24 protein-coding genes are annotated in these 22,490 nt (G+C 51.2%); 11 read left to right on the top strand and 13 right to left on the bottom strand.

All coding sequences use genetic code 11. The features are described from left to right. Positions 1-28: 28 nt before the first annotated feature. On the top strand, positions 29-169 hold the full coding sequence (locus H6G21_RS13525) for a hypothetical protein (protein WP_190573951.1): 141 nt from the start codon (positions 29-31) through the stop codon (positions 167-169). On the opposite strand, the gene H6G21_RS13520 is transcribed toward H6G21_RS13525, so the two are convergent. The 3 genes from H6G21_RS13520 to H6G21_RS13510 all read right to left on the bottom strand — a co-directional run bounded on the left by H6G21_RS13520 (position 132) and on the right by H6G21_RS13510 (position 2,387). Continuing rightward, positions 132-695 carry a universal stress protein gene (locus tag H6G21_RS13520; protein WP_190573950.1) on the bottom strand — a complete coding sequence of 188 codons (564 nt, stop codon included), beginning with the start codon at positions 693-695 and terminating at the stop codon, positions 132-134. The genes H6G21_RS13525 and H6G21_RS13520 overlap by 38 nt on opposite strands. 177 nt (positions 696-872) lie before the next feature. Beyond that, positions 873-1,547 (bottom strand): Crp/Fnr family transcriptional regulator, encoded by a 675-nt coding sequence (locus H6G21_RS13515; RefSeq protein WP_190573949.1) that lies wholly within the window; start codon positions 1,545-1,547, stop codon positions 873-875. Positions 1,548-1,643: 96 nt separating this feature from the next. Further along, positions 1,644-2,387 (bottom strand): alpha/beta hydrolase, encoded by a 744-nt coding sequence (locus tag H6G21_RS13510; protein WP_190573948.1) that lies wholly within the window; start codon positions 2,385-2,387, stop codon positions 1,644-1,646. 562 nt (positions 2,388-2,949) lie between these two features. On the opposite strand from H6G21_RS13510, the gene H6G21_RS13505 reads away from it, so the two are divergent. The 4 genes from H6G21_RS13505 to H6G21_RS13490 all read left to right on the top strand — a co-directional run bounded on the left by H6G21_RS13505 (position 2,950) and on the right by H6G21_RS13490 (position 7,967). Continuing rightward, positions 2,950-3,975, top strand: coding sequence for a chlorophyll a/b binding light-harvesting protein (locus H6G21_RS13505; protein ID WP_190573947.1), 1,026 nt, complete (start codon positions 2,950-2,952; stop codon positions 3,973-3,975). A 335-nt stretch (positions 3,976-4,310) separates the two neighbouring features. Further along, positions 4,311-5,405 (top strand): sucrase ferredoxin, encoded by a 1,095-nt coding sequence (locus H6G21_RS13500; RefSeq protein ID WP_190573946.1) that lies wholly within the window; start codon positions 4,311-4,313, stop codon positions 5,403-5,405. Positions 5,406-5,448: 43 nt separating this feature from the next. Further along, entirely contained in the window at positions 5,449-6,480 is a 1,032-nt protein-coding gene (locus H6G21_RS13495; RefSeq protein WP_190573945.1) for a glutamate--cysteine ligase, read from the top strand. Positions 6,481-6,686: 206 nt separating this feature from the next. Then, positions 6,687-7,967: a M20 family metallo-hydrolase gene (locus H6G21_RS13490; protein ID WP_347278018.1), complete on the top strand. Its 1,281-nt coding sequence runs from the start codon at positions 6,687-6,689 to the stop codon at positions 7,965-7,967. A 30-nt stretch (positions 7,968-7,997) separates the two neighbouring features. Here H6G21_RS13490 and H6G21_RS13485 read toward each other — a convergent pair whose 3' ends face one another. The 9 genes from H6G21_RS13485 to H6G21_RS13445 form a co-directional block, all read right to left on the bottom strand. Beyond that, the gene (locus tag H6G21_RS13485; protein WP_190573944.1) at positions 7,998-8,582 is read right to left on the bottom strand and encodes a phycobilisome protein; all 585 of its coding nucleotides are present in this window, start codon (positions 8,580-8,582) and stop codon (positions 7,998-8,000) included. A gap of 63 nt (positions 8,583-8,645) precedes the next feature. Continuing rightward, positions 8,646-9,269 carry a HEAT repeat domain-containing protein gene (locus tag H6G21_RS13480; RefSeq protein ID WP_190573943.1) on the bottom strand — a complete coding sequence of 208 codons (624 nt, stop codon included), beginning with the start codon at positions 9,267-9,269 and terminating at the stop codon, positions 8,646-8,648. A gap of 15 nt (positions 9,270-9,284) precedes the next feature. Continuing rightward, positions 9,285-10,097: a HEAT repeat domain-containing protein gene (locus H6G21_RS13475; RefSeq protein ID WP_190573942.1), complete on the bottom strand. Its 813-nt coding sequence runs from the start codon at positions 10,095-10,097 to the stop codon at positions 9,285-9,287. A 71-nt stretch (positions 10,098-10,168) separates the two neighbouring features. Continuing rightward, positions 10,169-10,657: a phycocyanin subunit alpha gene (gene cpcA / locus H6G21_RS13470; RefSeq protein ID WP_190573941.1), complete on the bottom strand. Its 489-nt coding sequence runs from the start codon at positions 10,655-10,657 to the stop codon at positions 10,169-10,171. Between the two features lie 108 nt (positions 10,658-10,765). Next, positions 10,766-11,284 (bottom strand): phycocyanin subunit beta, encoded by a 519-nt coding sequence (locus H6G21_RS13465; RefSeq protein WP_190573940.1) that lies wholly within the window; start codon positions 11,282-11,284, stop codon positions 10,766-10,768. A gap of 767 nt (positions 11,285-12,051) precedes the next feature. Then, the gene (locus tag H6G21_RS13460; protein WP_190574060.1) at positions 12,052-12,255 is read right to left on the bottom strand and encodes a hypothetical protein; all 204 of its coding nucleotides are present in this window, start codon (positions 12,253-12,255) and stop codon (positions 12,052-12,054) included. 337 nt (positions 12,256-12,592) lie between these two features. After that, a complete protein-coding gene (locus tag H6G21_RS13455; protein ID WP_190573939.1) occupies positions 12,593-13,339 on the bottom strand; it encodes a phycobilisome rod-core linker polypeptide in 747 nt (248 codons plus the stop codon). A 330-nt stretch (positions 13,340-13,669) separates the two neighbouring features. Next, positions 13,670-14,200, bottom strand: a complete 531-nt coding sequence (locus tag H6G21_RS13450) for a hypothetical protein (RefSeq protein WP_190573938.1) — start codon at positions 14,198-14,200, stop codon at positions 13,670-13,672. A 219-nt stretch (positions 14,201-14,419) separates the two neighbouring features. Continuing rightward, the gene (locus tag H6G21_RS13445; protein ID WP_190573937.1) at positions 14,420-15,010 is read right to left on the bottom strand and encodes a phycobiliprotein lyase; all 591 of its coding nucleotides are present in this window, start codon (positions 15,008-15,010) and stop codon (positions 14,420-14,422) included. 580 nt (positions 15,011-15,590) lie between these two features. Between H6G21_RS13445 and H6G21_RS13440 the strand changes: the two genes are divergently transcribed. Next, positions 15,591-15,761, top strand: coding sequence for an NblA/ycf18 family protein (locus H6G21_RS13440; protein ID WP_190573936.1), 171 nt, complete (start codon positions 15,591-15,593; stop codon positions 15,759-15,761). Between the two features lie 148 nt (positions 15,762-15,909). Here H6G21_RS13440 and H6G21_RS13435 read toward each other — a convergent pair whose 3' ends face one another. Further along, positions 15,910-18,414, bottom strand: a complete 2,505-nt coding sequence (locus H6G21_RS13435) for a protelomerase family protein (RefSeq protein ID WP_190573935.1) — start codon at positions 18,412-18,414, stop codon at positions 15,910-15,912. A gap of 117 nt (positions 18,415-18,531) precedes the next feature. Here H6G21_RS13435 and H6G21_RS13430 point away from each other — a divergent pair, with 117 nt between their 5' ends. The 5 genes from H6G21_RS13430 to H6G21_RS13410 all read left to right on the top strand — a co-directional run bounded on the left by H6G21_RS13430 (position 18,532) and on the right by H6G21_RS13410 (position 22,453). Then, a complete protein-coding gene (locus H6G21_RS13430) occupies positions 18,532-18,678 on the top strand; it encodes a hypothetical protein (RefSeq protein WP_190573934.1) in 147 nt (48 codons plus the stop codon). A gap of 261 nt (positions 18,679-18,939) precedes the next feature. Further along, positions 18,940-19,494 (top strand): C-phycoerythrin subunit beta, encoded by a 555-nt coding sequence (gene cpeB / locus H6G21_RS13425; protein ID WP_190573933.1) that lies wholly within the window; start codon positions 18,940-18,942, stop codon positions 19,492-19,494. A 208-nt stretch (positions 19,495-19,702) separates the two neighbouring features. Further along, positions 19,703-20,197, top strand: a complete 495-nt coding sequence (locus H6G21_RS13420) for a bleomycin hydrolase (protein ID WP_190573932.1) — start codon at positions 19,703-19,705, stop codon at positions 20,195-20,197. A gap of 269 nt (positions 20,198-20,466) precedes the next feature. Then, positions 20,467-21,777 carry a HEAT repeat domain-containing protein gene (locus H6G21_RS13415; protein WP_190573931.1) on the top strand — a complete coding sequence of 437 codons (1,311 nt, stop codon included), beginning with the start codon at positions 20,467-20,469 and terminating at the stop codon, positions 21,775-21,777. Positions 21,778-21,838: 61 nt separating this feature from the next. Then, entirely contained in the window at positions 21,839-22,453 is a 615-nt protein-coding gene (locus H6G21_RS13410; protein WP_190573930.1) for a HEAT repeat domain-containing protein, read from the top strand. Positions 22,454-22,490: the final 37 nt, after the last annotated feature.

Raw genomic sequence — 22,490 nt, 5'->3', positions numbered from 1 at the left:
CTTGCAAGGGGAAAGGGGAGAGATTTGGATGCTGGTGGTTTATGCGTTACGATCGCAGATGGGAATTCATCATCCAAATGAAGGCCAGTCCTGTAATCCCGCCAACAACGGCTCCCATGGCGGCACCAATTTTATGTGGATGGTGTGGCGATTGTGGTTGCAGGGCTAGATTTGGTTTTTGCTTGGGTGGCTGGGGCGTCTGGTGGAATTGGGGTGAAACAATGCTGTATGGTGAGTACGGAGCAAGGGGCATGGTGCAACACATAATTACTCGTACTGCCTAAAAAGAGTTCATTGAGTCCAGAGTAGCCTCGACGCCCAAGGACAATTAAGTCCACTTGGAGTTCTTGGGCCGTTGCACAAATGGTTCGCCCTGCATTACCAGGAATTTGCAAAAACTCTGCTTCAATGCCTGCGTGTTTTGCTTCTTCCACTAACTGGGTTAAAAATTCTTCGCCTTTTTTGGTATAAATTTCCCATAGTTCTTCGTAGACTTCCGTTACCGTTCGATCGAAGCCCAGGGGATAGAGATTGGTATTTAACGTGGGTAAATGGGGACAAGCTGGATCGTCGGATGATGGAACCGCTAGCAGAATCAGCTTCCCAGATAGCGCTTTTGCCAACGTTAGAGCAGCTTCAAAGACGGAATGATGGGATGGAGATCGATCGATCGCGACTAATATCTTTTCAAACATACTGTGAGCCTCCTCTCTCAGCCTAGGTTACGGCGATGGGTCTACGAGTGGATAGGTTTAGATATAACCCAACACCATGAGGAACTTGTGAGGGATTGATCCCCAAGATTGGAGTTTGGGTTGTCCTGGATATCACGATCGATCAAGCTGTGAAGGCTCAGGATAGGGACAGTCGAGTCAGGGCTGGTGATGATTGCTTGCAGGATAAATGACAAAGCGATATTGGGGTAAGCGTTGAATTTGCTGAGTTTGCTCTAACTGGTTAATCAATCGGGTCGCAGTTACTCGCGTTGTACCTGCCAGATCGGCGAGATGTTGATGGGTCAGCCGAAGGTTAATGATTCTGGCTCCATTGCTCCAGTCCTGTCCAAAGCGATCGGCTAGCCACAAAAAGACTTTGACAAGACGCTGCTGGATTTGTCGCGTGAGGATGATGTTGAGTAATGCTTCGGTCTGTTGCTGTTGCTGGATCAAAACTTCTGCAAAATCATGCAAGTGGCGGATGGGTTCTACCTTGACGGTGGACAAACATTCCATCTGATAGGGTTCCAAGACACTTAAGCCTGGGCCAATAATGTTACCCGCTCCCCAAATGCCAACGGTTTTGAAGATGCCTTCGGAATCCCAGGTATTGGTTCGCACGATCCCGCTATGGATTTTCCAATACAGTTGTAGCTGTCCTGGAAGGATATTTCCCCGCTGAAAGTATTCATAACTCAGATCGGATGGGGGCGATGGAGGGGGGGAAACGGATGGATAGGCCGATACGATCGTGGATGCAGAAACTCGGTTTGTGGCGCTGAATTGCTGGGATTGAAGGGTGGGTGGCAAAATCAGGGTTGCAACACGCATGGTAATACCCTAGCTAATGTGGATGAGCGGCGAATGAAATGGATTAATGTTTAAAAAATAGATTAATGAGTTCTCAAACAGAGATTTTTCAATTTTCTAGGCACAGACAAGATGGTGATGACGTGTTTCACGCTGGTGTACCTGGTTCCAAAATTTGTGTAGTTGCTGATTGACTAATTCGGGTGCACTGTAATGGAAAAAATGATGTCCGGTTGGACAAGTCCAGAACGTATCTCCCGGTTTAAACCATTTAAGCCAGCGCTGCATGAGGGGCTGGGAAATGACGCTATCGGTTTGGCTATGGCAAATCATGAGAGGAACGTCTACGCCGCCTTCGGGTAAGGTTGTTACTTTGTAGAGGGAGTGGGGCGAGGGCGCGCAGTCTATATCTTTGGCGAGGGCGTGGATGAGGGGTGTGATGGGATAGGGCGCAGCAGGGCCGAAGAGAGTGCGGGCAACTTGCGCTAGAACTTGAACTTGGCTACAGGGCAGTAAGTGTCGTTGGACGTAATAATGGCTGTGCCAAGTAATGGCGGGTTGGGGAGCCACGGCCAAGAGACTCAGCGATCGCACCCGATCGGGAAATTGACGGGCATAGGTCAAAGCAACTACACCTCCTAAACCATGGCCAATCAAGTGAATCGGTTTAGAACAGTGTTTTAAATAATCCTGGAGTAAGACGATCGCAGTCTCGATGGAAGAAGCTGCGTCATACTGCACTTGATATTCCCAATAGGCAATTTTGGAATGCTGGGCTAAATGCTGAATGAGTGGTCGATCGAATCGTTTTAAGCTAGGGCTAACGTTTACCCAAAGAACTTCTGGATACTCTTTAGACATCACTGTGTTAGCGGTTATGCACTGATTGATCAGCATGGTATTTACTCAAAAAGTCGGAATGATTTAGGAAAATGGAAAACTGGTGAATCAGTCTGGTGAATCAGTCTGGTCGTATCACGTAAGAAAGAAATCTACTAAGAAAGAAATCTACTAAGAAAGAAATCTACTAAGAAAGAAAGTCTACGGCGAACAGCTGCCGACTTGCCGTAGACCCCGTCCATCTAGAGAGAAGAGCGTTCTCTAAAGATTGAGTAACGACTCTCGACTGTAGTTGAGCTTAATTGAAAATTTATTGAGAGTCAATATCAATAAAAAGAAGTTGTTGCTACCCAGTTCTTTGTCTGGGGTTGCATAGATTATCTTTCTAAGTGCCGATAATTGCCTATTCAAGCCACTTTTAAAGGGTTTTGCTGGGGGATCTTTCTCGATCGTTTACGAAACTTAACTTGATCTTTTTGAGAATTACTGTAATTTAGGAATCACGGTCTTATTGAATAAGACTTGCAATAGATAGATTTTGCTTTTGAATGATTATTTCGATCGCCCAAAGAAGGAGGGCTGGATGCAAAGTTATGGAAACGCCACAGTCAAGTATGACTGGTGGGCAGGTAACGCACGATTCGCGGAGAAATCGGGATTATTTGTGGCGGCCCATGTGGGGCAGGCTGCATTGACGACTCTGTGGGCTGGGGCGTTTACTCTGTATGAGCTGTCTTGGTTCGATCCCAAGCTTCCCCTTGGCGAACAGGGATTCATTCTGCTGCCCCACTTGGCTAGCTTGGGCTTGGGGGTTGGCGATGGCGGAAAAATTGTGGATCTCTATCCCTACTTTGTGGTGGGGGTGGTTCACTTAATTGCTTCGGCGGTGCTGGGTGCGGGTGCGCTGTTCCACACGTTTAAAGCTCCGGCTAGTTTGAAAGATGCGGAAGGGCGTGCGAAAAAGTTCCACTTCGATTGGGAAGATCCCAAACAGTTGGGCTTAATTTTGGGCCACCATTTGTTGTTCCTGGGAGCTGGGGCGTTGCTGTTTGCCTGGTATGCCATGAATGGGGGGCTGTATGATGCTGCAACCCAAACGGTGCGGGCTGTGACGGCTCCTACGCTAGATCCCCTGACTATTTTTGGCTATCAAACCCACTTTGCGACGGTGGATAACTTGGAAGATATCGTCGGTGGCCATATTTTTGTGGGCTTGATGCTGGTCGGTGGCGGGATTTGGCATATTCTGGTGCCACCGCTGGCTTGGGCGAAAAAAGTGCTGCTCTTTTCTGGTGAGGCGATTTTGTCCTATTCCCTAGGGGGGATTGCCCTGGCTGGATTTGTCGCTGCTTATTTCTGTGCAGTCAATACCACGGCCTATCCGGTGGAATTTTATGGCCCAGTCCTGAATGTGAAATTTGGGGTTGCTCCCTATTTTGCGGATTCGATCGTGCTGCCGATGGGTCAACATACTGCCCGGGCTTGGTTGGCGAATACTCATTTCTTCTTGGCGTTCTTCTTCCTGCAAGGTCATCTGTGGCACGCATTGCGCGCGATGGGGTTTGACTTCCGTCGGGTGGAGCGGGCTCTCAGTGCGGTAGAAGGTTAAGGGGTTGCTGTCAGTTGATAGGAGCCATATTAGGGTTCGATCGCGGGAAGATTTCGATTAATTACCATTGCTTGTGAGCAGGCAAAGTTTCTGAAAAGCTAGGTTCAGGGCGGGAGATAGCATTCGATCGTGTATGACCTCAGAATTCATCGATAGAATCTATCTTCTGCTCTGTTTTGTATTTTTCTGTAGATTGACTGTATGAGACCTGTTTGGAGTGACGTTTGGGAAATAGGGTGTCTTTGGACTGACCGATTTCCCTTTTTCTTGTATTGAAAGGAGCGCATACATAGAAATCGATGCCTTGGAAAAGAGGAAGGCTTTGGAGTTGAGTCATGGAAAAATTCTTTTGCGCAGAGGCTTCGCGCTGTGCCCAGGAAGACCCGATCGGAACGGTATCGCCAGTACAGACCTATGTTTTAGTAGAATGTCCCCAACCTTGGGCTGCCAATGCGATCGATAGTCGGGTGGTACCTGAAGGATTGCGTCAGGTGATGCAAGATATTCAAACTCGGAATTCTACGGGGCAATCGATTTCCCAATGGGAGAGTCAGCCTTTTGGAAAATTTAACCATCAACTTAACCAGCAACGGTTTGGTCAACAGCACGATTTTGCATCGGTTAGATTTTTACTGATCCATCGCAATACCACTCAAGCAACGGGATGCCAAACGGTTTTAATCTATCGCCAAAAGACTGAGGGGTTTTGTCAGGGTTACGATCGTTATGAATTTTCAGTTCAAGGGCTGGAGCAAGCGGCACAGGTGATCCGGCAGTTTTTTTCCCAACCGCCATTGCCTGCCAGAATGTGCGATCGGGGGCAGGATCTGTTAATTTGTACCCATGGCAGCCATGACCAATGCTGTGCTCGCTATGGCAATCCTTTTTATGCCCAGGCGTGTAAAGTCGTCAGTTCTCTGGTTGAATCCGATCGGACAATTCAAGTTTGGCGTAGTAGTCATTTTGGGGGGCATCGGTTTGCGCCGACGGCGATTACTTTTCCGGATGGTCGTTACTATGCACGTCTTAATCCCTTTTCGCTGAAGTCGGTTTTGACGCGATCGGGGAATCTTCAACTGCTGTCGCAGATCTATCGGGGGTGGGGGATTTTGCCGCCGGAGTTGCAGGTGATGGAACGGAGTCTGTGGATGCAGCTAGGTTGGGGTTGGGCTGGGGTTGCGATCGCCCACCAGGTTTTGGAGCGCCAACCAGAGCAGCAACGTTTGAAGGCGGTTCTGCACTATCTGGAAGGGGGGAGCCTGCGCCATTGCTATGGTCAATTAGTGGTGGATCCCGATCGTAGTCTTGATCTCAAACCGTCCTGTCATGGAGCTCAGGTGTCTTCCTTCCTCAAATACAAATTGGAAAAACTTCATTTCCAGTCTGATCCTTGTGTGTCTGTTAGCAAAGTTGTGAACCATTGGCTTTAGTGCATTTTTTCGACTCATTTTTTATTGATTCAGGTGTGTATCTATGCAGTTTCAATTTGGAATTGAACATGAAGTTGCTTTCGTTCGATCGAATGGTGAGTTTGCTGACTTTACCAATACAACCTATGGTGAGTTTGCAACCATCATTGAACGGCTTCCGGAATATCAATCGGATGCTGAACAGTTGCGGATGGGAGATGCGGGGATTCGCCGTAAGCGCTGGTATATTGAGGGGATTGAACGATTTGATCCGCTGGGCAATTTGGTGAACTGTGTACCCAAGGGCATTGAAATTCGGACAACAATTCATGCTTCGATCGCGGATACGATCGCGGAATTAACGATGAGTTTCCAGCATTTGCAACGGGTGGCTCAGACGTTTGGCTTTATGCCGACTTTAACGAGCTTTAATCCTAACCAAACGCAGTTTATTCCTGACCCGCCGCTGAATGAGTATGAACAACAACGTTTGAACAGTTCACCGGAGGATCGCACGGAGCATTTACCGATGGTGACCTACGGGCCGGATTTGAATCTGTCGGTGGTGGGTGCGAGTATGGCGGATCTGGTGGATTGGGGGCGGAAGTTAACCTACTACAGTCCTTATATTTTGCCGTTTAGCTATGGTCGATCGATCTACCAAGGCCAACCCTGGTCGGGGCAGTCTGTGCGTACGTTCTACCGTACGGGGGCGAGACCAGCGGCGTTGGTGTTTGTGGCAACTCCGCAGGATGTGATTCTATCCGATCCGTCGCTGACGAAGCTGGCTCAAATTCCGGCGGAGGTGGGACGGATTGAGTTTAAGGCGTTTGACAGTTGTGAGTTGCCTCGCTATGGGAGTTTGTTGGCGTTGTTAAAGGGGCTGATTCTCGATCGGACGTTACCGGGACGGGCCACGGTTCCCGATCGAACGCTCCATCAGCGATCGGCCCAGTATGGATTTGATGATCCTGACATTGCAACGATGGCCCAAACGGTTTTAACAACGGTGAATCAAGTGTTGGAAAAAGATGGCGATCGGGCTTATTTAGAACCTCTGTCAGTCGATCGTCATTCCCCTGAGCCGATCGGATAATCAAGGCTGTATCCACAGACTGTCTAGGTTTTTTGTTGCAATCACTACAGTTCTCTTGGAGCGTGACTCTATTTAATGGTTGATTTAATGATGAAATGAGTGAACTCTGACATACTTTGTATTGCTGATTGGGAGGTTCCATTGCTGATTCCAGTGATTCTCTGTATGCTGGAGCTGGTGTAACTGACCAATTTCTGCAAACGACTGTGACTCAATTGCCACCTTTGCCGATCGATTCTCTGACCATCGATGCCGATCGCTTAATTCAACGATTAAATGAACTGGCGACGATCGGTCAATTGGAGACAGGCGGTGTCTGCCGCATTGCCTTTAGTGATACTGACGTTCAAGCCCGACAATGGGTTTGGCAACGGATGGTGGATGCGGGCATGACTGTGCGGGTGGATGCAGCGGGTAACCTGATTGGACGGTATGCAGGCACCCAGAACGAGTTACCCGCTTTAGCGACGGGGTCCCACATTGATACGGTGCCTGTGGCGGGGAAGTTCGATGGCTGTCTAGGGGTGCTGGCGGGCCTTGAAGTGGTGCAAACGTTGTGTGATAACCAATTGCGCCTCCGCCACCCGATCGAGGTGATTGTGTTCACGGATGAGGAGAGATCGGTGATTGGCTCCAAGGCGATGGCGGGGGAACTGGTGGATGATCCGACGCTCTATGCAAGGCTGGATGGGACGTCGATCGAAAGCTGTTTGGAAAAAATCGGGGGGAATTGGGCTGAAATTGCCACGGCAAAGCGATTTCAACTGACGGGCGCTGGGGCAAAACGGTCAGACATTGCAGCGTTTGTGGAGTTGCATGTGGAGCAAGGCGGTGTTCTAGAAGCGGCTGGGGTGGAAATTGGCGTTGTCACAGGTGTCGTGGGGCAGTATCGCTTTGCGGTCACCGTGATGGGACGGGCCAACCATGCGGGAACCACACCGATGAATGCTCGCCAGGATGCTTTGCTGGCGGCGGCTCAGTTAGTAGTCGCTGTGAATCAGCTTGCGACGGCTACTCCCGGCGATCAGGTGGCGACGGTGGGCTATCTGACGGTTTCTCCCAATGCGACGAATACGATCGCGGGACAGGTGGATTTACGCATTGATCTGCGGGATTTGTCCCAGGCTCATTTAGATGGTTTGGTTGCGCAAATTCGATCGACTTGTGAGCACATCGCTCGGTCTACCGGAACGGAAATTACGATCCAACCAACGCTCCAGATTCGGCCTACGTTAGCGGCACCACAAATTATGGCGGTGATTGCAACCGTGGCTCAGCAATTACAGCTCCCAACGCTGGAGTTGCCGAGTCGGGCTGGACATGATGCGCAGGAAATGGGTCGAATCACAGATATGGGAATGATTTTTGTCCCTAGTCGATCGGGGATTAGCCATTCTGTAGATGAATACACGGCGGATCAGCAATGTGTTCAGGGCACCATGGTACTTCTGAACACGCTAATTCAGTTAGATGATTGCTATGACTAAACTTGCAGCAATGCTTGGAACCTAAATTAGTTAATCTTGACCGAAATGGGAAAGGTAACTGGAGAGATGCTGGAAAAAGGGTTTGATTTGACTATAATCGCTAGGCTCTAGGTAAGGACGGGACGCTTCCGCGAGGGCGTCAATTCCAGCGGTCATGGCATCTAAGGGCACTGCCAGTTCTAAATACAGGGCTTCCATAAAATGGAGTCCCTGCTGGCTGAGGTAGTCGGGAACATTGCCGGCGATCGCGTAGGAAATGGAGCGCAGAAAGTGCTGAAAATCTCGCCAACAGGCTTCTGCCCGCATCTCTGGGTATAAGCCGCCGCCGGGTTCCGTAATCCCTGGAAACTTTTGTAGGACGGAGGCTCGGGCTTGATCGACGATGTCTGCTGCATGATCCCGAAATATTTTTGCAACGGGAATGAATTGGGCTTTCTTAGGGGCGGCGGTGGCAATGGATTCTAGTTCTTCGTCGGATAGCCAACGATCGTTTTGATCGGCTGTCTGGAATAGGGCAATGGAGGCTGCGGGATGGGCTGGAAACCAAGCCTGAAAGTTCATAATTTTGGCTTTTAAGATCAGTTCTTTGACGATCGGGCTTAGGGTTTCAGCCATGTGAGTGTGCCTCTAACTTGAAAATTTGGGTGGGGGAGGATGGTTAAGGACGATCGGACTGTTCTATGGTTCAAGGGCGGCGATTGATTGAATTGCCCATTGGGCTCTGGCTCGGACGGTGAGTGAAGGGTCGTTATGAACGAGGGTCTGGAGTTGTTCGAGGAGTCCAGGATTGTGCTGAAGGGTGGCGAGGTTGTGCAGTGCAGTGGTTGCAGCAAACCGAACAACCCATTCGGGGTCTTGCAGTACTTGCAGAAGAACTTGGATGGTCTCTTGAATATCGTTCTGTGAGGCGGATAGGCTGGGCCAATCAATGAATCCTAGGCCGCGAGCTGCGGCCCGACGAACACTGAGGGCAAAGTCATTTAGGGCTGCTTCCTGCAAGACTGGGAGGGCGCGTGGGTCTCCAATGAGGGAGAGGGCGCGAATCGCCCAAGCGCGCGCACCGTAGTTGTAATCATCGAGTAGGTTCAATAAGGGCTCAACGGCGGGTTGTCCAATTTTGACGAGCCCGTCAATGGCTGCCAGGGCTGCTCCCGGATTATTGTACCCCAGTGCTTTGATTAAGTGGGGCACGGTTTCCGGCATGGCCGCATCCGCTAGAAGCTGAACGGCGTCCGCTAACTTGGACGCAGAATCAGCCTGTTCAATGTTGTGGAGTAACGTTAAAGCAATTGCAGAAGACATGCGACCCAATCCCAACTACAGCAAAGAATCCATTAACTCTAAGACCTGCCCCACTTGTGGTGAAAGGTAATCCAGATGAGTGGGGTCAATCTGTGCTTCTAGGATGCCTTTTAGGGCGACTAACTTTAAACTATTTTCGGCTAAAGTCTGGGTGATGGGTTCAGCGGCTGGGAGAAATCCGATCGCGCCGAGGTCGGAGAGGGCAGTGCGTCGGAGTTGTAAGTTGTCACCTTCGAGGGCTTCAACGAGTAGGAAGCCAAACCGATCTTCTCCTGTCAAGAGATAGAGGGCGCGGGCGGCGGCATACTGAACACGTTCCAGCGGATGCTCTAAAAACGGCAGAATGAACGGGACTGCATGGGTGGCCCGAAGGGTCCCAAGGGCCTCAATCAATGCATCAAAGGGCTGGGAATTGGCCATCAGTGGTGAGACTTGTCCATTCTCTAACCCGGATTGCACTAATGTCAGTAGCGGCGGTATGGCGGCTGGATCACCCAATAGCTCTAAGGAATTGGCTGCGGCTTCACGGACATACCCATCAGAACAATCCAACGATCGAATTAAAGGCTGAACGGCTCGCTGGTCTCCGAGTTTTCCGAGGGCGCGCGCTGCATTCCGTCGCAGGGGAAACCCACCTTCAGGGGTCTGGTCGTCAGTATCCTCTAGGGCGAGAATGAGGAGATCGATCGCCTCGGGATGATTCACCTGAAACTTGCCAAACCACCAAGCGGCATAAAAGCGTAACCCTAGGTCATCGCCCTTCAGATTGGCTAATGCCTGGTCTAGGGTCAGGGGCTCAGCAAATTGAAAATCGGAGTCGTCTAGCATAGCTTAAGGAGCAGGAACATCAAAACCCGAAGGTTTTGTACCTTCGGGTTTAAATAATCAAGAAAGATTAATTAGGAGAGAGCATTGATAGCGTAATCGAGGTAGGAATTAGCTTCCACAGCGGAGTCACCGGAGAGGCCATGATTCGCCTTAATGTACTTCAGGGCTTCAACGTACCAGCTAGGGGAGAGGTCAAAGGTCTTATTAATTTCAGCGATACCAGCAACGAGGTAATCATCCATGGGGCCAGTGCCACCGACGACCAAGCAATAGGTGACCATGCGGAGGTAGTAACCGATATCGCGGACACACTTAGCCTTACCGGTAGCGGTAGAAGCGAAGTTGTTGCCGGACATGGTGGTGGTGTAAGGGAACTTCTGGTAGACAGCATTGGCAGCGCCTTCAGCGAGAGAGGATGCCTTTTCGCTCAGAGCCTTAGCGGCAGCGAGCCCAGAAGCAGCTTGACGGTAGCGACCGAAGGCGACTTGCAGTTCAGTGCTGCTCAGAAAACGACCTTGAGAATCAGCAGCTGCAACTGCTTCAGTGATAGGGGTCTTCATTAGTATCTCCCAGAAATTACAAAAGCCATTGGTTGAAAAACAAAGAGATTAGAGGGAAAACCATCCAGCCCAGAAGGGAAGGGTAAGAGGGAACCCTCCGAGAAAAAACTAGGCAACAGCAGCAGCAGCCTTATCAAAATAAGCAGCAACTTCAGCCATGAGTGCCGAGCAATCACCTTGAGTGATGCCATTGCGGTCGCCAGCGATAGCGAGAGCAGCATCCTTCATTTTGCCAACGCCAACAGCCACGGAAGCACCGGGGGTACCGAGGGCCAGGTAGGTTTCGCGCAGACCATTGAGGCAACGGTCATCGAGGACAGAAGCATCACCTGCGAAGATTGCATAGGTGACATAGCGGAGAATGATTTCCATATCGCGCAAGCAAGCAGCCATGCGACGGCTGGTGTAAGCATTGCCACCAGGAGCGATCAATTGAGGCTGTTCAGCAAACAGAGAGCGAGCAGCATCCGCAACGATGGAAGAGGCATTACCGGTGATGCGGTTAACCACATCCATGCGCTTGCTACCATCAGCAACCATCGCGCTAAGAGCATCGATCTGAGCAGCGCTCAGGTACTCGCCCCGCGCATCGGCTTGGGAAACAACCTTTGCAAATGCGTCTAGCATTTTTGAAATCTCCTAAATTTACTTGGATGAGTAAATGTTTTTTTTGCTTAACAACAGGCGCGAGCCCATTGAATGTCAGCCTGCTCGAGCAGCCTGGAAGGCGAGCAGCCTTAGCCCGTGACGCCCGACTCCAGCATCAAACCAGAGCCCCTTACCTCAACGCAAAACCAGAACTTCATCGGTACCGCAACAACGCTTCAAAATGAGAAAGCATGGCAGTGAAATGAGAAAAGGCGCATCTTCGGTCAAGGAAGAATGAGCTAGTCAACAAATGCTTGCTGCAAATCCCCTTCAGGATCTCTTTATACACCGCCATTGGAGCCACATTTGTTACAAGTTCTCAGAACTTGGCATTTCTTAACAAAAGTTCAACTTAGGAAGGAAATTCTCCTAGAGATGAAGATAGTCAGCCAAAGGACTCCCCCTAGATCGTAGAGTGCCGAGGAGCGCAAAAAAACTACAAAATGTTAAGTCCCCAACCGTTGAAGCCCCCGTCCTGAAAACGACTCCCCCCATCCCCCCGCCCAGGAGCCACCTCCGCCCAGGAGTCACCTCCGCCCGGATAGTCTGTTCTGTCCCTTGTTCTGCCCCTGCATAGGGATTGGCCCTAGAACCACCCTCAAGGCATCAAAAAACGCCCTCCCAGGCCCAGAGAGCCCGCACTTCATCCCGCATCCCGCAAAGGAAGCACCAGACTGAAAAAGCCGTAGAGAGAGCCCGCAATGATTTGTCAGGGTTCCTGTCATGTAGACAGACCTGAGCAGACTCTATAGAGCCTTCCAATTTTTTTTCAATAAAGAAACGAACGTGGGATAGCCCTCAGAGAAATTGGGAGAATCGGGCTGAGCAAATTCCGGACAGTCCTTGTAATGCCGCCAGGGTTCAGAGGGACTAGTGCGCAAATGGAGCGCAATTTCATCGGAACCCGGCAGTCTCCAAATCATTTCCCCAGGAATTTGATGGTTTTCCATAGATGACCTTTCCGCAACAATTGAACAGTGGTCGTCAGAACAGTGGTCGTCAACCAGACACCGAAGCAAGGCATGCCATCGCCCCAGATCCTTCTACCCCAAACCGGACTAAAATTGGGTTCTATAGTAACAAATTTTTTAGAAACTGACTTTTGAGCACCCATTTATGATAGATGGAGTGTCCACAATGGGCGATCGACCCCTGTCCCCTGGATTGCCTCAGCCGGATGCCAAGGCAACAAAAACGGTTGGCTGAATCCAGCCAACCGTGGTCATCAAACTCGTTATTCAGCCCAATCCTTGGGACAGATCCGGTGACCCAATCGAAGTCTTGGGATTAACGGCGGGGAACGCCATTAATAAAGTCAACATTCATGGCCGAGACAACCGGCTGACCGATCGGGGGCGTGGACAAGCCGCGAGCCATATCCAAGAAATTGGCGGGATTGCCAGCCTTGGCCTGCTGTTCTTGGGGCGTAAAGCGCTTGACAGTAGACTGCCAAACAATTTGAGGGAAGCCCAACTTGGCGCGATAGTACTCGTCGTAGCGAGGATTTTGGATATTGAAGGGAACCTCAGCGGCACCAGAGGGCAAGGTGCGACGACGCTGATAGGGCACCGTATTATCGCCAAAATTGGTGAGGTACTCTTCGCTATCGAGCAACGCATTAATGAAACCCGCCCGACCCTTCGTTGCTACCACGATCGACCAAGCGATCTTTTCCTGTTCGTTGTAGGGAGCGCGACCGAGAACGCGGTTAATGCAATGCTCAACGAAGCGATAATTGCTGTTGAGGTTGTAGAAGCTTTTCGTGAAGGTACTGGCTAAGCAGAGCCCCCGAATGAATTCACGAACAGTAATTTGGCCATTGCGCAATTGGGACTCTAAGAAACGCTCCCGATCGACGGCAAAGGCGTGGAAGAAAATTTGACGATAGGCCGCTTCAATCAGCGTATCCATGTCGCTGGAAGAGAGCAAATTGTCAGTGGAAAACAGACGGGGTTGGTCACTACTCCCGACCTCATAGCCAGCGACCCGCTGGTTCTGAGTGGTAGGAGCGTAGGACAGCAGGGGAAGAGCCACGCTAGAGCCTCCGTGATCTTAATCAAAGTTCATCAAGCTTTAAGGTACATCTTACGGGAACAGGGAAACGGCGATCGCAGATTCTTTGAGACAATTCATGAAACTTAATGAGTTCGTTAATGTCTGTAGGGAATCTTGCTTTAAGAGACTAGCAGCGCACTTTCGAATTTCCGGTGTAGGGCGTCAACTTTGATCAACTTTCGTTTTAGTCAACAATCGTGTCAACGATCGAGGGCACCGGAGCCGGTCGCTAGATGTGGCTGAGTGTGGCTGGGTGTGACTGAGTGTGGCTGAGTGTGGCTGAGTGTGGCTGAGTGTGTCCGATCGCCCTTACTGTCCTGGGAGTCTAGATGCAGGGGTTCCTCGCCAAAAGGCTAAGGCATCAACGACTGGGAGGCCACCGGGATAGCATTTGAGTTGGGCCTCGGTGTTGCCGGGACAGGGTAACCCTAACCCGAGACAGAGGTGATTCAGGACCTCCGCAAAGGCCCGATCGTGACCTGGTTTCCCCACTTGAGCATGGGCATACTCATGGGCCACCAACCCGAGCCAATAGTGAGGCTCCACCCGTCCGACATCGATCAAAATCGTCATGGGTTGACTCGAGAAATTGCAAAACGCATCTACCCCAAAGTAGGGACTTAAAGGGACGGCAAAAATTTGTAAGGGGGGTTGTTCGGTGGGTGGAAAGCAGGCGTGACAGTCTTGGAGATATTGCTGTAGTAAGTGGTTAATTTTGGGGATGTGGTGCTGTATCCAATCGAAGATGAGGGGTCGATCGGGATCTAGCTCGAATAAATTAACCATGCCTGGGGCTAAAGCGTACCCTTGCATTTGTTGTAGATAATCAATCGTGACCATGCGGGTCGCTATTGAGCGGTATGTGGGCTAATCCAGTGGTGATTGAGCAGTGTGTTGGGGAATCCAGGTGTGTTGGTGAATCCAATCGTGGGGTTGGGATGCAATTGGATAAGAATAAGCTCAATATTGTGTGTGGATGGCTTTGATGGTTTTTTAGGTTGTTTTTTAGGGACGGGTGAGAGGCCCCCCGGCGATCGCTGGGGGGCTGGGCGTTGACTTTTACCAACCGAAGCAGGAGGGAATCACATCAGGCTTAAAGGCTTCGGGGGTTGGATCAGGATCCCCTGCGGCCATCCGAGTTTCGGTACAGAAGGTGGCTGTACTAAAGCCACCGAAGCGCTTGACGGTGCTAGTGCGGACACGGGTGTTGTCGTCTGCGAACCAGAACCGTTCGGAGGAGCTCATCGTTTCATATTCTGTGAGGAGCGTTAACCCATTTTCCGCATCCATTTCATAGCGACCGACAACGGGCACAATTTCGGCATAGCCGCGTTCTCGGAGGAGTCGGCCTTGGCGACCTGTGGCATCATCGGGCACAAGTGCGAACACGGTTTCCCCTTCGTGTTGTTCGCCATCTTCGCGGTCCCATTGCATCGTGCCCTGCCAATTGACGTAGGCCCCACCGATCGCGAGGGCTGGGTCAATATCATGCATTTTGCAGACTTCAATGATGCGGGGATGGGTCGGGTCTAGGGCGTCCACGCGGATTTGGGAGCCGCCCCGTTCTGCCCGTTTAAAGGCGAGATGATGGGTGGTGCGCTGCGATCGCCAGAGGCCAGCACTTTTCTGAAAAAACTCTAGTGCGTTCATCAAAGCCCTCAAACAAGTCTAAGAAACATCGAAGGGTTGAAAAGAAGGGTTGAAAATCCTGTCTATCTTTTCAGGGAGTTTCCCCTAGGTCAATCATAGGACGAACGACCCCGCCTATCTTTCTGATTGGGGTGTTACTGGGGAGGGCAAATTTGGGTTTTCTGAGGTATGCAGTGTTCCCGACCCTGGGCCATGCCTGAATCGAGTCCATTGTCGGGGTTATCTGTCTTCAGATTTTAGGTCTTTTTCGCACGTTGTTAACTGCTTTTGCCTGCTTTCGCCCACCGTTGCCTGCTTTTGCCCAATTTTGCCCAATAATGGCCTGTTCCCCATTTCCGTCTGATTTGGTAACTAAAGCTACGGAAATGTATAGACTGGACATTTTGTCAATCAGGTGTTACCATAATTTACAAATCAACGATTCGCTGATTGAATGAAATCCATAAAAGCCTGCTGATCAAGTCTGCTGCTGGAACCTGTGTTCTGCTTTCGGGGCTGCCCGGTTTCCCAACGGCTTGGTTTCTGAGTATCAAAATCCGTATATTGCCCCAGCAAACTGTTGCGTGTGAGGAGTATAGCGATGGATCTGCCTCTCGATCTAAGTCTTGAACAACAATTCAACCTGACGGTCTATCAAGATCAGGTGAAAGCGCTTTCCCAGGAGCAAGCCCAGGAAGTGTTATTAGAAGTGATGCGGCAATTGATGATTAAGGACAATGTCATCCGCCACTTAATTAAGCAAACTATCTAAATTAAGCAAACCATCTAAATTGCGCAACCTCTCTCCGATCGGTGAACCCTCTGGGTGTTGGCATGGGGTATGGAGTTATCGAATTCGCGGAATACCCCATCCGCCATGCGGTGGAGAGTGTCAAGCTGCCTGTACCAGTTCACGATCGTCACGGGCCTAGGTTGACGAGGTCTGCAATGGTGCCTAGGTTGGGGTGTCGTCGGTTGTGCCTAGAGCCAATACGATGCTGGTGGTGATGGTGGTCTAATTCGTCTTGTAGTTCTGCGAATACGGCTGCTACATTTTTTTGGTTGGCTGGGAACCCGTGGGCTCGGAGTAGGGTTTGGACGACGGGAAAAGAGATATACCACTTGTCGTTAAAGGTGCGCCCCTCCTGGTTATTGAGCGCCATGATCGCTTGCACGGCTTGTCTAATCTGTTCTAGCGCATCGTCTGTGGTGATCCTGCGAGTAGTCGAGGCGGCTGGGCTCTCTGGGGGCTCTGGTGACGAGGCCGGTTCTAGCGTGGGAGAGTGCGCTGCGATCGGGGTGGCTTCTTGGTCTATCCCGGATCCCAAGAGGAGCTGCCTAAAGGCTTGGAGTTTGTGGTGGGCTTCATCCCGTTCTTGCTGGAGTCTGTGATTTTCGGCTTGGAGTTGCTCCCATTGGGGGGGATTTCCGGCCTGTTGGACTTGCGCGAGGGCTGCATCCCGTTCTTGCTGAAGTGTCGTCACCTGTTGCTCTAGGGCTTCTATACGACGGGTCAGCCAAGCCAGGGTTTTGGCTTGATCTTGAATGGCGGAGATGGCGGAGATAGCGGAGATAGTCCCTGCATCGGGGGCGGGTGGAGTGGGTGCAGTGGGTGCGGCGGTCGGCGGCGATTGGCAGACGTGCTCTAGGACTTGGGTGAGGGCTGCCTCATCGCTAAGGCCATCGGTTGTTTCCGGGCTACGAATGGGAATTCCGTAGGTAGCAGCAGCGGTTTTGAGCAGAGTGGAGTCTACGGATAACTGGGTGGATGTGGACATGGTCGTTGGGGCGGCGGGTTGGGGCGGCGAGGGCTCGGTGTCGGCGGCGATCGTGGGGGGCTGGTGAGTCTGAGCGGTTTCTTGTAGCAAGGCTGTCAGTTCCGGCATGGGAGATTGCCTGAGTTTCACGCCGCGATCGCGCCTGATGGTTTCAAACCCTGCGGGATCCCTGGCTCCGATGGTCTGTAGGAAGCGGGTTTCATCAACGGTGGGTGGACAGAACCAGTGGAGGGCGATGGCGGTGTAAATGGCTTGGAGATCTGGGAGCGATCGCAGGCGAACTAAATCTCCAAAGTTGAGCTGGCAGATGGTCTGGATGGCTGGGTCAATTTGAACTGCGGGTAAAGGGTCTAAGGCTCGCCACTGGGTCCAAGCGGAGAGAATTTGTTGTGCGCTGGTGAGGGTGGGAACTGCTTGTCCGGCGATGATGAGGGAGAAGTCCGATTGGGGGTGGAGGGTGGCTTCCAGGAGGGTGGGGAGGCTGCGACCTGTCAGCAAAACCAGTCCTGTGGCTGCTTCGGCCCAGGTTTTCGAGAACAACAGCCGATCGACGGTGCGATAAATTAGGGCGTTGAGGGTGCCGGTTTCGAGTTTGCGTTTGCTGACTGCGGGGGCGTTGACGCTGGGGTCTGCTTGAAACACTTCGAGGATTTCGACGCCGGGGGTTCCGAGTTTGATACCGGGTTGTCCTGGGACGCGATCGCGGATGAGGTAGTCATCGTAGTTTTGCCGTGCGGAGTAGTTGGGGATTTTTTCTCCGGTATCTGTGAGTTTGAAATGTCCCTGAATTTCTGCTTTAAAGCGATGATCGGGGATCCAGGCTGGTTTGTAGTAGTAGGTGGCAATTTCGGCATATACGGCTCGAAACAGATGGGTGTAGAGGCGTTCGCCGTCATCATTTTCGGCTTCGCGTCCGGGGATGAGGTCTGCAAAGTGTTGACGACAGGTTGGGGAGACGCCAGCGTAGCGGTTATTAATGCGTCGCTTGAGGTGGTTGTCGGATAGGTTCAGGGCCTGGAGGTCGGCAATATTCCATCGGTCTTTTAACTGTTCGATCGCGTGGAGTATTCGGTGGGCGGGGGCTAGGGTGGGGATTTCGAATTCCATGCCAACTTTGCCACGGCGTTTGACGGCCTGGGAAAAGAGCAAGCTGTAGGAGGTTTTGGGCTGGAATTCTGAGATGAGGATTTCGCTAATGCGCCGACCGACTAGGACGGCGAGTCCTGCGGCGATTTCGTTGGGGTTTTCACGATCCAAGAGTGTGATCGATCGCTGGACAAGTTCGTCCGCTTGTTGGGCGGAGAAGAATTTATTGGTTCGGGTGTTGAGGCGGTGTGCTTGTTCGTTGTTTAACTGGGTATAGATTTCGGAGGACAGTAATACAAAGGGGATGACGGGATGATTGGGGGCGATGATTCTGAGGGCATTGGCGATGTCGGTGCGTCGATTTTTCTGTTGGTTGGGGGTCCAGAGTTGCTTGTGTTTTAACAGGTGATCAATTTGTGCGGCCCATGCTGTTGCGGTGTCTTGCCAGTTGGGTTGGTCTGTTGTCAGATCCCAAATTTGGGGCAACAGGTCAGCGAGGGCTTGTTCGAGCCACTGGGTTTTGGCTTGGGCGGTGGCTTTGTGAAGGAGGGCGGTATCCATATACCTGGGTGGGTGTTAGTTGATGGGGGTTGGGTTGTTTTGGGGATGTTTTTATTATATTGATATTCTGATAAGAATTTAATAAGAATAAGTTTTTGAGTGTGCGAATAAGGTGTTGTGTTTGATTGGGCTAGTCGATCGGGTGTGTTCGATCGGGCTATTCGACTCTGTTGTGTTCGATCGGGGGATTCGATCGGGGGTTGGTTGGGGGTGTTCGGCGTTGAGTTTGAGGGTGTGTGTTTGGTGCTGGGGGGCGTTGCATAGGGATTTGTCTCTTTCTGTGTTGGTTGTAACGGTTTGTTACTTTGTCTCTCATCCTGGGGACTAGTGCTGAGGTTGGCGTCTATGGTTTTAATGGCTCCTCAAGGCTTGGGGAATCCATCCAAAAAAGTGATGTTCTAGAAAGGGTTAGCAGATCAGCGTGTAACATCCTCTGCTGCAAGGCTTGTCATTGATAAGGCTATTTCTAGAGCATTCCTAAAAACAATGATCTGAACGTCTCTATAAAAATCTAAGGAGAGCTCAATGCTTGACGCATTTTCCAGAGCCGTTGTTACGGCTGATGCCAGCACTTCTTGTGTTTCTGACCTCTCTAGCCTGAAGGCATATATTGCTTCTGGTAACCGTCGGTTGGATGCAGTGAATGCGATCGCATCGAATGCAAGCTGCATGGTATCTGATGCGGTTGCTGGGATGATCTGCGAAAACCAAGGTCTGATCCAAGCTGGTGGAAACTGCTACCCTAACCGTCGCATGGCTGCTTGCTTGCGTGATGCCGAAATCGTTCTGCGCTACGTCACCTATGCATTGCTGGCTGGAGATGCCTCTGTATTGGATGATCGTTGCTTGAATGGTTTGAAGGAAACCTACGCTGCGTTGGGCGTGCCCACGACTTCTACGGTGCGTGCTGTGCAAATCATGAAGGCTCAAGCAGCTGCTCACATTGCTGATAACCCCAGCGAAGCTCGTGCTGGTGCTAGATTGCGCAAAATGGGAACTCCCGTGGTTGAAGATCGTTGCGCTAGCTTGGTGGCTGAAGCCAGCAGCTACTTCGATCGCGTGATTGCTGCTCTCAGCTAATTGCTGAAGGATTCGCAATCTCTTCGATTTTTCCCAAAAAGAGGGGTTCTGAGTCCCATTTAATTGCAATTCATTGTGATCTGAACGGTACAAGTTAGGTGTTGCAATTGAGGGGGTGTGGCTTTGCAGTTGAGTGATTGCAATGTGCGGAATCACCTCGTTTGTTGAAATCTACATCTAATCAAGTCAAATCTGGAGATAGTAAGAAATGAAATCAGTTGTGACAACGGTGATTGCATCGGCTGATGCAGCAGGTCGTTTTCCTAGCACCTCTGACCTGGAATCTGTACAGGGTTCGATTCAGCGGGCTGCTGCTCGGTTGGAAGCGGCTGAAAAGCTGGCTAACAACATTGATGCAGTGGCGCGGGAAGCCTATGATGCTTGCATCAAGAAGTACCCTTACTTGAACAATGCAGGTGAAGCAAACTCCACCGATACGTTCAAGGCTAAGTGCCACCGTGACATCAAGCACTACATGCGCCTGATCCAATACTGCCTAGTTGTGGGTGGTACCGGGCCTCTGGATGAGTGGGGGATTGCAGGGGGACGTGAAGTGTATCGTGCCCTGAACCTGCCGACGGCTCCCTATGTTGAAGCGCTGAGCTTTGCTCGGAACCGGGGTTGTGCCCCTCGCGATATGTCGCCTCAAGCGCTGACTGAGTACAATGCACTGCTAGACTACGTCATCAATTCTCTGTCCTAATTGGGTCAGGGTTGCAGTTGATTAGAATTTGCGGAAACTTGTGATTCAGCTCTAACTTATTATTCGAAGTCTTTGTAAAGCTCTTAGTGATTTCTAAGGATATGGGGAAATCAATCGATTTTTCTGTTCCCTTAGAAGTTACTAAGACTTTTGCGTTTCATTTTTTATGAATGGAATGTTGGATTAATGCGGTGTTTGTTGTATTAATCTAGATTAAGGACGAGTTACTCTAATCCGATCGTTTGCTGGCGTTCCGGTTTCTGCCTGCTATGGATAAGCGTTTTTTAAATTTATTTAATCTGTCTGAAGAGGCTGCGATCGCGTTGTTGGATACGCCGCCGGATCAGGTGAGTGAAGAGGATTCTCGCTATATTGCGGCGTCCCATTTGGTGAATTTTCCGAGTGATCGATCGATTGCGGCGCTGATGCGTGCGATTCAGACTACGGATGATCGGTTGGAGAATCGTATTGTCCGTCGCAAGTCGGTTGAGACTCTGGGCAAACTGAAAGCAAAACAAGCGTTGCCGGTCATTCGTCAATGTCTGGATGCTGCTGATTGTTACACGGTTGAAAATGCGGTTTGGTCGATCGGTGAAATCGGGACGGATGACTGCGAGATTTTGGAAGCGATGGCGCAGTTGTTGGCTAAGCCGAATCAACTCTACCGGGTCATTATTCATACGCTGGCGAAGTTGAACTATGTTCCGGCACTGGATCGGATTCGTCCCTTCATGACGGCGGCGGATGAAACGGTTGCCAGTGCTGCGATCGCGACGGTCTGCCGCTTTACGGGGGACTATGGGCCGATGGCTGCGGTGGTTGCGTTTCTGCAAAGTGGGAATGTCTATACGCGGCGGTTGGCGATTCAAGATTTAATTGATGCACGACACTATGGGGCGATTCCGGCGATCGCTCGTTGTCCGGTGTCGTTGGTATTTCGGTTGCGGGGAATTCGGCTGCTGGCGGAAGCAGGATGCCAAGCGGTGGGTGCGCAACCTGGGGCCAGTCAACCGTTCAGTTTTGCGGAGATTCAACCCTATTTGGATCAAGTCCTGTGGGATCGTCCCCAGGATTTGGAACTGGTTCATGTCTACGATCGCTTGCCGACGCTGGATTTTGCGATTCGGGAGTTGTATGAAACGGATTTCGGACGGTGTTATTTAGCGACGCAGACGCTGTTGGAGCATTATGCGGCGGAAGCACCTGCGGCGTTGCGGAAAACCTATGAAGATGAGGCCTATACGGACTATGGTGCCCACTACCATGTGGTCAAGCTGTGGGGCTGGCTGAAGGATGCGTCGGTCTATGACCGCTTAATTCAGGCGTTGCATAACCGTGAACCGCAGTTCCAAAAGTCTCGGGCGGCGGCGGCGCTGGCGTTGGCGGAATTGGGGGATGCCCGTGCGATTCCTGAACTGAAGGGGTGTTTAGAGACACCGATTTGGGATTTGAAATATGCGGTGCTGATGGCGCTGGAACAATTGGGCGATCGCAGTGCCCATGGCCTCGCCGCAAATGATGCGGACTGGATGGTGCGTGCCCGTGCGACCTGTGTACCGGCGGCGGTGGCGCTGGTGTAGCGATCTCAGTCTCTAACCTGATCATCCTGCTTCCAACCTGATAATCCTTTGAGAGAACGTTATGGCTGCTAATGCGTTATTTGAACAACTGAAGCACCCGAATCCTCATTTGCGGAATCGGGCGATGGTGGAAATTGCGGAGACGCGCAATGAAACGACGATCGCGGAGTTGATGGCGGTTTTGGATGAGGAGGATGTGGTCTATCGTCGGGCGGCGGTGAAGACGCTGGGGGTGATTGGGGTGGATGCGGTGCCCTTGTTGGTGGATGGGTTGCTAAATAGTCCGAATGTGACGGTGCGGGGCAGTTGTGCGAAGGCGTTGGCCCAGGTCGCAGTCAATTATCCGGATGAACCGTTCCCTGAACGGGGTTTGCAGGGCCTCAAAATCGCGATCGGGGATGCGAATCCGGTGGTTCACATTGCTTCGGTGATGGCGTTGGGTGAAATTGGGGTGCCAGCGTTTGATATTTTGGTGCATGCTCTGAAAACGACGGACAATATTGCGGTTCAGGTGGCGATCGTCAATGCGCTGGCGTCGATCGATGATGCCCGTGGGGAGGACATTCTGACGCAGTTTGCCCAGGATGAAGCGGTGGATACCTATGTGCGGGAATCGGCGACGAGTTCTCTGGCGCGGTTGGATTTAGTTCGCAAATATAAGCGATCGGATGGTTAATACCCCATCAACTTGTAATTGCAACCCATAGAGATCC

The organism is Alkalinema sp. FACHB-956, assembly GCF_014697025.1.
GTDB lineage: Bacteria > Cyanobacteriota > Cyanobacteriia > Leptolyngbyales > Leptolyngbyaceae > Alkalinema.
The sequence above is the reverse complement of the archived record's forward strand: the minus strand, read 5'-3'. Positions and strand labels throughout refer to the sequence as shown.